Raw genomic sequence first — 10,054 nt, forward strand, 5'->3', positions numbered from 1 at the left:
CTACTCCTGCTTCTTCCCTGCCCTTTTCGCCTCAAAGCTGAACGCAGCCTGAGGATCCATGCGCTTCAGGTCCTCCTCGCTCGGTCCACCGCCAAACTGCGCCCAGTACTCCTCGGCAAAGGGGTTCAGCTTTGGCCCGACCGCCTTTTCATTGAGATCAATCTGCCCGGGCAGGGAGTTCCAAAAGGTATCATAGCTCGCCAGCATGCTCTTCACGACCTCAGGTTTGTCAGCGGCGATGTTCTTCGCCTCCGCCGGGTCTGTCTTCACATCGAAAAGCTGCCATCCTGGCGCATCAGCAGGTGCCGCAGGAGCTGCCGCAGCCTTTTTGCCCTTCGCTTTCCCCTGCCCGCCTCCGGCCTCGCTGACCAGATGATACTGGGTGGTGCGGACGCTGGCATTACGGGTCTTCGCGAGGTTATAATCCGTGCCCTTCGCCCAGCGGCCCACATGACTGAAAAGGGTGCGATCTTCCCAGGTCGAATCAGGCTTCTCCAGAAGAGGTACAAGACTCCGCCCCTCCACCTGTTTCTCCGCTTCCGGCGTGAGAGTAGCGCCCGCGAGGGCAGCCCAGGTGCGGAAGACATCCACATGCGCGGTGAGAGCCCCGCAGTCCGCCGGAGTCAGCGTCCCCGGCCAGCGCCAGAAGGACATGGCCCGTGTGCCGCCGATCCATGGGCTGCCTTTCGACCCGTGCATACCGGCATTGAAGACACGCACACCAGCGGTGCCGCCGTTGTCATTCATGAAGATGACCAGCGTGTTTTTGGCGATGCCCCATTCATCGAGCTTTGCCATGAGCTTGCCGACGTTTTCGTCGATGTTGTGGAGCATGCCGAAGAAGTTCTCCGTGTCCGCGCCGAGGTTTTTACCTTCATAGAGCTTCTTGTCCTCCGGTCTCGCGATGTAGGGACCGTGCGGTGCATTCGTGGCGATGTGGCAGTAGAAGGGCTGCTTGCCTTTCACCGAATCCATCCACTTCGTGGCCTGCGCAAAGAACACGTCCGTGCAGTAGCCCTCCGTCTTTTCGAAGCGGTCATTGTGCAGGATCACTGGATTGAAATACTTGTTGTCCGGCGCATCACCACAGCTTCCCGGATAACTCTGACCAATGCCTCCACCGCCATGGATGAACTGCTCATCAAACCCGCGCTGGCTCGGACGATACGCCTTTTCATCGCCGAGGTGCCATTTCCCAAAGATGCCGTTCGTGTAGCCCGCTCCCTTTAGCACTTGCGCGATCGTGACGGCCTTCGGGTCCATGCGCTCGCGTTCTAGAATGGTGTGCGTGATGCCATTGCGAAACTCATGCCGCCCGGTCTGGATGGCGCTGCGGGTAGGCGCGCAGGTGGGGCTCACCATGAAGTCCGTGAAGCGCACGCTCTCACTGAGCAGCTTGTCCAGGTTCGGTGTCTTCAGCACCGGATTCCCATGCGCGGAGAGGTCTCCATACCCCTGGTCATCCGTGAGGATGAAAAGAATGTTCGGCTTCTTGGAAGCGATCTCAGCAGATGCCAGGGACAGGCAGGACGCTAAGGAAAGAAAGGTCAGGGCACGGAGCATGCGCTGGAGAACGAAGGCTCCGGGGAACACATTTCGCCTCAAACACAGATCTGCGGACCAATCATCAATCGAGTGACGACTTCGGATCCAGCGCATCACGCAGACCGTCACCGATCAGGTTCAAAGCGAGCAGGGTGAGCGTGAAGAACACACTGGGGCCAATGAGCATCCAGGGATAGACAGCCATGCTTGCGGCACCTTCGCTGATCAGCACGCCCCAGCTGGCATCCGGTGGCTGGATGCCGAGGCCGAGGAAGCTCAGCGTGGCCTCCAGCAGCATGACTCCAGGCACGGTGAGGCTGGCGTAGATGATGACCGGACCCATGACATTCGGCAGCATGTGCTTGAAGAGAATGTGCCAGAAGCCAGCACCTGCGGCACGTGCGGCCTGGACGAACTCCAAATTCTTCAGCGACAGCACCTGGCCGCGCACCACGCGTGACATGGTGAGCCACTCCACGGCACCAATGGCCACGAAGATGAGCTCAAACTTCCGTCCGAAAATGACAACGAGCAGAATCACGAAGGTGATGAAGGGAAAGGCGTAAAGCACATCCACCACACGCATCATGAAAGCATCCAGACGACGACCGGACAGACCTGCAATCAATCCATAACCCACTCCAATGATCGTGGCGACGGCTGTGGCGAGAGCGCCCACAAGCAAGGAGATTCGGCCACCCACCATGATGCGGGTGGCGAGATCACGCCCCAGAGGATCTGTGCCCAGCCAGTGATCACCCTGTGGAGGAACTGCTTTTAGCTCCAGGTCCTGGCTATTTGGATCGTAGTGGGAAAGCAAGGGTCCAACCACACAGGTGACGATCATCACTCCAAGAACGATCATCGCCGCCACGGTCACCTTCGAACGAGTGAGTCGCTGCCATGCCTGCTGCCAGGGGGATTTGGAAAGGCCGCTCATTCTCTGAGACTGATTCTGGGATTAAGCAGCGCCTGCACGACATCCACGAGCAGATTGAAAGTCACGATCATGAGCGCGTAAAAGGCCGCAGTGGCCATGGTGAGCTCGTCGTTGCCGTTCTGCGCCGCTGCGACAAAATGCTGTCCGAGTCCGGGAAGCTGAAAAACGTTCTCAGTCACGATGGAACCCGTCATCAAACCCGCCGCCGTGGGACCAAGGAAGTTCAACACCGGCAGGCAGGCCAGTTTGAAGGCGTGACGGAAGACCACCGCGCTTTCCGAAGCGCCCTTGGCTCGCGCCGTGCGGATGAACTCCTGGGCGAGCGTCTCGCGCAAACCACCCCGTGTCAGCCTGGCGATGTAAGCGCTGTAAATGATGCCGAGAGTCACTGCGGGCAACACCCAGTCGTCCGCATCGAACCATCCTGAGGCATTGAACCATCGCAGCTTCAGGCCAAAGACCAGGGCAATCAGCGGGCCAAGAACCAAGCTCGGCGTGCAAACGCCAAACGTCGCCATGATCATGCTTGCACGATCTTCTAGCGAATGCGGCCGCAAGGCCGCAAGCGCCCCCACCGGAATGCCAATGGTCAAGGCAATGGCCAGCGCCGCGAGACCGACCTGCGCAGATACCGGAAAGGCCTGGATAATCACCTCATCCACACCACGTCCGGGCAACTTCAGCATCGGAGGAAAGTCAAAGGTGGCAAAATTGGCGATGTGGCGGCCAAGCTGCACCGGCCAGGGCTTATCAAGGCCTAACAACGCCTTCCGCTGCTTGAGAATATGCTCCTGGACATGGCGTTCACTCTCAAGAGGGTCGCCAGGCTTCAACTTCACCATGATAAACGTGATGCAGAGCACGCTGAAGATGACAGCGATGCCCTGGATGACGCGACTGAGGAGGAAACGAAGCATGAATGCGACCGGACATTAACGACAGAACGACTGCCAGAGCAATCAGAGTTGTGGCACGTGCAGGCCGTCATTGTGGATTTGCACGATGCGCCAGTCCCAGGGCCAGGGTCCCTTCTTATGCCAGTGGAAGAACCATGGTTCCTCGATGCTGTTCACCTGGGCGACGACCATGTCACTGATCCCGAGGCCCTTGCCTTCCACGCGAATCTTCATCTTCACCATGGCGAGACCTGGCACGGCCTGAAGCTGCACGATCTCGGGCTTGATGGTGAGGCTCAAGAAGCTCCCCAGCGCCTGCTGTGCATCCTGCACGGCACTGTCGCGATCATGGCCATAATCATCCGCATAGTCATCCGTGAGCATGGCCTTCACATCATCCCAATCCCGTTCTTCAAGGGCGAGCAAAAAGGCCTGCTGTCGGTCGCGGATCTGATCCGCCGGAGATCTGCCAAAGGCCCACCAACCAAACCAACTGAGAGAGATGAGCAGTATGACACTGCCGAGGACAATGTAAGAGCGGGGGGACATAAATCCGAGCATGAAATGGCCGCCGGGTGAGTGTCAATGCCACGTGACACACAGGCACAAAAAAGCGGGGACTCACGTCCCCGCTTTCGCAAATTTTGTTCAATGAATGGCGGACTATTCCTTGGCCACGCCATTGTTCCAGGCGGAGTACATTTCCTCCACCGTCGGGATCTCCAGCGGGCGGACGATGCGGAAGCCGAGCCAGGTCGCATCCGTCAGATACCAGATGCTCTTCGGAAGCTGCGGGTCCTGCTGCTTCCAGCCGGGCTCGGAAGCACGACGTGCGCCGCTGCGGAGCATTTCCGGATCGTCATCGTAGTGACCACCACGGGCGACATGCGGATACGGTGTCTTGGACTTGATCCAGGTATTGCCAAGCGAGCCGGTGGCAGCATCTGCGGCCCAGCTCTTGTAAGTGCCGTCGCTGTATTGGTCGAGCGTCCACTCGCAGACGTTGCCGTAGATGTCGTAGAGGCCCCATGGGTTCGGCTTTTTCTTGCCGACCACGCTGTACTGGAAGTTCGGGGCGTTCTCAAAGAACCAGGCGTAGTCTTTCAGCTGCGCGGCATCATCGCCGAAGAAGTAGGCGGTCTTGGTGCCGGCACGAGCCGCGTATTCCCACTCGGCTTCTGTCGGCAGACGGTAGAAGTGACCAGTCTGTGCGCTGAGCCATTGGCAATATTTGTTCGCGGCATGCTGCGTCATGCAGATGGCCGGGAAGCCATTGCGGCCCATGCCGAAGTCCATCGGCTGATACGGCGGTGTGGGCTGGGAGATCAGTGTCTCGGGCTTGTCTGTCGGTGCCCAGACCTTGCGGCTGCCGTCCTTGTTACGGCCTTCGCTGGTGAGTTGATAAGGCTCGTATTCATCCCAGGTGATTTCGTATTTGCCGATCCAGAAGGGCTTGATGTTCTTCTTCACCTGCGGGCCTTCGTCTTCAATGCGTCCAGCTTCACCTTCTGGAGTGCCCATGGTGAACTCCCCCCCCTTGATGGCGACCATGGAGTAGGCAGCACCTGTGGAAGGCACCTTGCTGTCATAGCTCTTCATCTCGCCCTCGGCCTTTTCCTTCGAGGTCTGCACGATGAGCGCATGAATCTTCTTCACCAGTTCCAGCGTGTCTGGATTGTTCGTGGCCACAGCCCCTTTTTCCTTGGCCTTGAGAGTCACATCATCCGGCCACGCCGCACCTTGCTCGATCCAGCCTTTCAGCAGGGCGATCTCTTCCTTCTTCAGCGGACCACCGCTCTTCTTCGGCGGCATGAGCTCATCTTCATCCTCACCGAGGGTCGTCAGATGATAGACGGCGCTTTTCGTGAGATTGAAGGGGACGATGTTCGGCGCGCTTTCGCCGGTTTCAAAAGCCTGCTTCTTCGTGCTGACGATCCATTCACCCTTGTCCTTCTCCGGGTTGTGGCAGCTCACGCAGTTCTGTTCCAGGATCGGCTGGATGTGCTTCACGAAATCGATGCGCGGCTTCACGGCCAGGGTCACACCGGCGGGCCAGTCAGCACCCTGCTCGATCCAGCCTTTGATGACTTCGATCTGAGTCTTGTCCAGCAGCCCTTCCTTCGACGGAGGCATGACCATGTCATCGTCATGCCCAAGGATCAGAGTGGAGTAGATAGCGCTCTTTTTGAGATCGCCCGCGGTGAGGCCGGGGCCGTTCTCATTGCCCTTGATCATGTCTTCCTTCGTATGGAGACGGAAGTCGCCTTTGTCCTTCTCCGCGCCGTGACAGTGAGTACAGGCAGCTTCGAGGATGGGCTTCACTTGAGTGTTGAAGTCCACTTTGTCAGCCGCGGCGGCAGGAAGCGCGAGCGCGGCAAGGAGGAACGGTGTGCGTAACGGAATCATGGCAGGGGTGGTTGGAAAGTCTTTAGACGGCTGGAGCGGGCCTGAAAACCGAAAAGTTGCACCCTTAGGCCCCGCCGAACGAGACGCACCTCTATCGTTGGGTCTCGAAAAAACATCGCTGCGCACTGTGACAGTAACGGCCACACCCCTCAATTCGAAGCCCGCATTGCTGAAGCCTCAAGCCGCGGCAGCCAGCTGTGCCTTCACCAGCTCACGCACGTATTTGCCGAGCATGTCGAACTCCACGTTAAGCCGGGCTCCGGTCTTCTTCGTGTGCAGATTGGTGATCTGGAAGGTATGCGGGATGATCCAGCAGGTCACACTCTTCTCCGAAACCTCAGCGGCGGTAAGGGAGATGCCATCCAGACAGATGGAACCTTTCGGAATAACCAGACCGCGATGCTCGGCAGGCAGCTCGACCTCCAGGCGATGGTCCTGACCGTGCTCGCTCCAATCTAAAATGCGCACGGTGGCATCCACATGCCCCTGTACAATATGGCCGCCGAAGCGGGCGCCCATCGCCATGGCGCGCTCGAGATTGACCAAGCTGCCGGTTTCGAGATCGCCCAGGCTGGTGACGCGCAGGGTCTGCATAAGCAGGTCAAACGAGGCGGTCTGAGCCACGGGATCCTTGGCCGTGACGGTAAGACAGCAGCCGTTCACGGACACACTTTCACCATCGGTCAGCTCTGCGGCCATGGGGCCGACCTGCAGGGTCAGGCGGGCACTTTCGCCGCGGGGTTCGAGACTGAGGACGGTGCCAGTGGATTCGACGAGGCCGGTAAACATGAGGTTGTGTAGAGCGAGGCCTCACCAAAGGCAAGCCAGCAGCCGCTGTGAATATGCCCTTGATTCGCTGCGGGATGGTGCCACTCTCCGGGCCAATTTTTCCAGTAACCAAACTAACCAACGACCTAACAAACACATGGGCCAGCAACTCAACAAGATCATCAAACGCCGTCGCCGTAAAGCCTACGTCGCCCGCAAGAAGGCACTCGCCAAATCTGGCGCCGACCGCAAAACCGCCGCCGCGAAGAAGCCTGCCGCCAAGAAGGCCACCGCTGCCAAGAAGCCTGCTGCCAAGAAAGCTCCTGCCGCCAAGCCTGCCGCCGCTCCAGTGGTCGAAACCCCAGCTGCTGAGGCTCCTGCCGCTGAATAAACCCTCCTGAGCGAGGTGTTTTTGACTGTGCGGCGCTGCCTCTGAGATTCTCAGAAACGCGGTGCTGGCTGACATCAAGTCGGGAAATTCCCCAAAATACGGCTTGATTTCAGAGGCTTCGCCCCCACTATCCGCCTCCCCTCGAAAAGTCCCCCCTTTATTCACATATCATGGCTGTTGTTCTTCGTCTCCGTCAGGAAGGTGCCCACGGGCGCCACGTTTATCGCGTTGTCGCCGCTGACAAGCGCTTCAAGCGCGATGGTCGCTTCCTGGAAATCCTCGGCAACTACAATCCTGCCCTGGAGAAAGGCAATGCTAACCTTGATCTCGCCAAAGTGGACTCCTGGATCTCCAAGGGTGCCCAGCCCACCGCCACGGTGAAGAGCCTGATCAAGAACGCTCGCATCGCTGCCGCCAAGTAAGCGGCAACTTTCATCCTCTTTTCAAGAAGCCGCCGGTTGACGTGTCATCCGGCGGCTTTTTGTTTGTCTGGCATCGTATCCCCATTTTCCACCTTTCCCCCATGGACGCCCCTGAAGCCCTCCGCGAGTTCCTGGCCTACATCGTGGCCAATCTGATCGACCATCCCCAGCAGGCCACCATCGCGGTGGGTCGCAATAGTGCCGGGTCCATCGTCTACCGCATCCAGCTCGCTCAGCAGGATGTGCGGCACGTGATCGGCAAAAACGGCCTGACGGTGAGCTCCATCCGCTCCCTGCTGAACACCGCCGCTGAGAAGCATGGTCTCAAGGTCAGCTTGCGCGTCGGTGCAGCCCGCGACCTGGAGAACGAAGAAACACCTGAGCAGGAGCAGGCCCGCGAGGCCGAGCTGGCCTCCGATGCCGAAAACACGCCTGCCGCCTGATTCTCCCACTCATCTCATTTCACGCCCCCTTTCCAACCATGTCCGCCCTCGACGATCTCCTCACCTGCCTCCGTTTCGCCAGCGTCTCCACTGATTCCAAACACCGCGGCGACGTCCGCGCCTGTGCCGAATGGCTCATGGGCAAGCTCACGGGCATGGGCCTCACCGCCCAACTGCATGAGACACCGGGGCATCCGATTATCGTCGCCAAGAACAAGCACATCGCCGGACGCCGTACCGTGCTGCTCTACGGTCACTACGACGTGCAGCCCGTGGAGCCGGTGAATGAGTGGCGCTCTCCGCCCTTCGAGCCGACCATCCGCGATGGCCGCATCTACTGCCGTGGCGCCACGGACAACAAAGGGCAGCTCATCGCCCACGTCTCGGGTTTGGCCGAGACTCTGGCGGAGCATGGCGACCTGCCGGTGAACCTCACCATTCTCTTTGAAGGCGAGGAAGAGATCGGCAGCCCGAACCTGAAACCTTTCCTGGAAGCTCACCGCGAAGAGCTGGCCTGTGATGTCGTGGCCATCTCAGACACCGGCATGGTCGGTGAGGGCATCGGCACCTTCACGTATGGCCTGCGTGGCATCGCCTGCATGGAAGTGAAGGTCCACGGACCCACCATCGACCTGCATTCCGGCATCTTTGGCGGCGCTATCGCGAACCCGGTCACCATGGCCGCGCGCCTTGTCGCGACCTTGCATGATGACGAGGGCCGCGTGCAGATCCCCTGCTTCTACGATGACGTGAACGACCTTCAGGACTGGGAGCGCACCTCATGGGCTGCATTGGGTGATGGTGACGCAGAGACACTTTCCCTCACCGGCTCCCCTGCCCTCTTTGGCGAGCCCGGCTACACCGAGCGCGAGCGCCGCTGGGCACGCCCGACGGCCGAGGTGAACGGCATCGGCGGTGGTTATCAGGGCGAAGGCTCGAAGACCGTGATTGCCCGTGAGGCCTTTTTCAAACTGAGCTTCCGCCTCGTGCCAAGCCAGGATCCAGAGCGCATCCTCGACCTCGCCGAAGCCTATTTGAAGGCCAAGGCACCGGCCGCCGTGCGTCTGGAGATCAAGCGTGGTCACACCGGCATGGCTTATCTCACGGACCCCCATTCAGAGCTGGGCCAGGCCGCACAGCGTGCCCTGCTTTCCACCTTTGGTGGTGATGTGGCACTCATCCGCGAAGGCGGCAGCATCCCCATCGTGCAGGCCTTCAAGGACGTGCTGAATGCGGACACCCTCCTGCTCGGTCTGGCGCTGCCAGACTGCCAGGCCCATGCGCCGAACGAAAACTTCCCCATCGCCAATCTCGAGGCCGGCATCCGCCTGAACAAGGCGCTGCTGCGTGAGCTGGCGGCCTAAAGCGGAAGACCGCGCATGGTTCATCCAGAGGCGGGATGCCCAAGAGGCACCCGCATTGCCTAACGTTTAGTTTGTTGATACTCTCCTTTTGTCTTGTTTATGTCTGCTCAGATTCGCGCTGTGATTTTTGATTTCGATGGCCTCGTGGTCGACACCGAAAGCACCGGTTACCTCACCTGGAAGGAGATCTTTGAGCAGCATGGGCACTTTCTGCCGGTGGAGCGCTACGCTCAGGCCGTGGGAACCGACTTCCTCACCGGCGGCTATGATCCGCGCCGCGATCTGGAACAGCTCACCGGCCTAACCTTTGATTGGGAAGTGATGGAAGAAACGCGCCGCACCCGGGAAAGAGATCTGCGCAAGCTCCTGCAGACACTTCCGGGCGTTCGTGATCGTCTCAGCGAGGCACGCTCACTCGGCCTGAAGACCGCCATCGCCAGCAGCAGCCCGCGCTGGTGGATTGATTCCTGGATGGAGCAACTGGCGATCCGCGACCAGTTTGATCACATCTCGACGGTGGATGACACCGGCAAGGTGAAGCCTGACCCGAGCCTGTTCCTGCACGCCGCGAAAAACCTCGGCGTGGATGTGACCGAAGCCGTGATCTTTGAGGATTCCCTCAACGGCCTGCGTGCCGCACAGACCGCTGGCATCCGCTGCATCGTGGCCCCCGGCCCGATGACAAAGCACCTGGATTTCACCGGAGCCTGGATGCAAGTCGAGGGCCTGAATCAAATCACGTTGGGCGAGATTTCGAGTTCCTGGACTGAAGCGTAGAAGTCGCGGCAGCATCCTGGAGTGCGGTGGCAAGCGCTTAGGCGCGACACCGCTGTGTGCGCAGAAAACGTCTTTTTGTTAGGTAGCGCAGCGTGCGCACGA

At 59.5% G+C, this 10,054-nt stretch carries 11 protein-coding genes; 5 read left to right on the top strand and 6 right to left on the bottom strand.

Annotated elements, in window-relative coordinates; translation table 11 throughout:
• The 6 genes from BGE01nite_RS15435 to BGE01nite_RS15460 all read right to left on the bottom strand — a co-directional run bounded on the left by BGE01nite_RS15435 (position 1) and on the right by BGE01nite_RS15460 (position 6,576).
• Positions 1 to 1,563 carry an arylsulfatase gene (locus BGE01nite_RS15435; protein WP_146851382.1) on the bottom strand — a complete coding sequence of 521 codons (1,563 nt, stop codon included), beginning with the start codon at positions 1,561 to 1,563 and terminating at the stop codon, positions 1 to 3.
• Positions 1,564 to 1,627: 64 nt separating this feature from the next.
• The gene (locus BGE01nite_RS15440; RefSeq protein ID WP_146851383.1) at positions 1,628 to 2,485 is read right to left on the bottom strand and encodes an ABC transporter permease; all 858 of its coding nucleotides are present in this window, start codon (positions 2,483 to 2,485) and stop codon (positions 1,628 to 1,630) included.
• Positions 2,482 to 3,402 (bottom strand): ABC transporter permease, encoded by a 921-nt coding sequence (locus BGE01nite_RS15445; RefSeq protein WP_146851384.1) that lies wholly within the window; start codon positions 3,400 to 3,402, stop codon positions 2,482 to 2,484. The genes BGE01nite_RS15440 and BGE01nite_RS15445 overlap by 4 nt, the downstream gene beginning before the upstream one ends.
• 42 nt (positions 3,403 to 3,444) lie before the next feature.
• Positions 3,445 to 3,930, bottom strand: a complete 486-nt coding sequence (locus BGE01nite_RS15450; RefSeq protein WP_146851385.1) for a nuclear transport factor 2 family protein — start codon at positions 3,928 to 3,930, stop codon at positions 3,445 to 3,447.
• Positions 3,931 to 4,044: 114 nt separating this feature from the next.
• Complete coding sequence (locus BGE01nite_RS15455) at positions 4,045 to 5,787, bottom strand: SUMF1/EgtB/PvdO family nonheme iron enzyme (protein WP_146851386.1); 1,743 nt, start codon at positions 5,785 to 5,787, stop codon at positions 4,045 to 4,047.
• 177 nt (positions 5,788 to 5,964) lie between these two features.
• On the bottom strand, positions 5,965 to 6,576 hold the full coding sequence (locus tag BGE01nite_RS15460; protein ID WP_146851387.1) for a riboflavin synthase: 612 nt from the start codon (positions 6,574 to 6,576) through the stop codon (positions 5,965 to 5,967).
• 136 nt (positions 6,577 to 6,712) lie between these two features.
• Here BGE01nite_RS15460 and BGE01nite_RS15465 point away from each other — a divergent pair, with 136 nt between their 5' ends.
• From BGE01nite_RS15465 to BGE01nite_RS15485, 5 genes are all read left to right on the top strand, one after another.
• On the top strand, positions 6,713 to 6,946 hold the full coding sequence (locus tag BGE01nite_RS15465) for a hypothetical protein (protein WP_176601360.1): 234 nt from the start codon (positions 6,713 to 6,715) through the stop codon (positions 6,944 to 6,946).
• A gap of 170 nt (positions 6,947 to 7,116) precedes the next feature.
• The gene (gene rpsP, locus BGE01nite_RS15470; RefSeq protein ID WP_146851388.1) at positions 7,117 to 7,368 is read left to right on the top strand and encodes a 30S ribosomal protein S16; all 252 of its coding nucleotides are present in this window, start codon (positions 7,117 to 7,119) and stop codon (positions 7,366 to 7,368) included.
• Positions 7,369 to 7,469: 101 nt separating this feature from the next.
• Entirely contained in the window at positions 7,470 to 7,811 is a 342-nt protein-coding gene (locus BGE01nite_RS15475) for a KH domain-containing protein (protein WP_146851389.1), read from the top strand.
• A 38-nt stretch (positions 7,812 to 7,849) separates the two neighbouring features.
• Positions 7,850 to 9,175, top strand: coding sequence for a dipeptidase (locus BGE01nite_RS15480; protein WP_146851390.1), 1,326 nt, complete (start codon positions 7,850 to 7,852; stop codon positions 9,173 to 9,175).
• Between the two features lie 99 nt (positions 9,176 to 9,274).
• Positions 9,275 to 9,952, top strand: a complete 678-nt coding sequence (locus tag BGE01nite_RS15485; RefSeq protein WP_146851391.1) for an HAD family hydrolase — start codon at positions 9,275 to 9,277, stop codon at positions 9,950 to 9,952.
• Positions 9,953 to 10,054 lie beyond the last annotated feature (102 nt).

It is taken from the genome of Prosthecobacter gellanilyticus (assembly GCF_007992435.1).
Classification (GTDB): Bacteria; Verrucomicrobiota; Verrucomicrobiia; order Verrucomicrobiales; family Verrucomicrobiaceae; genus Prosthecobacter; species Prosthecobacter gellanilyticus.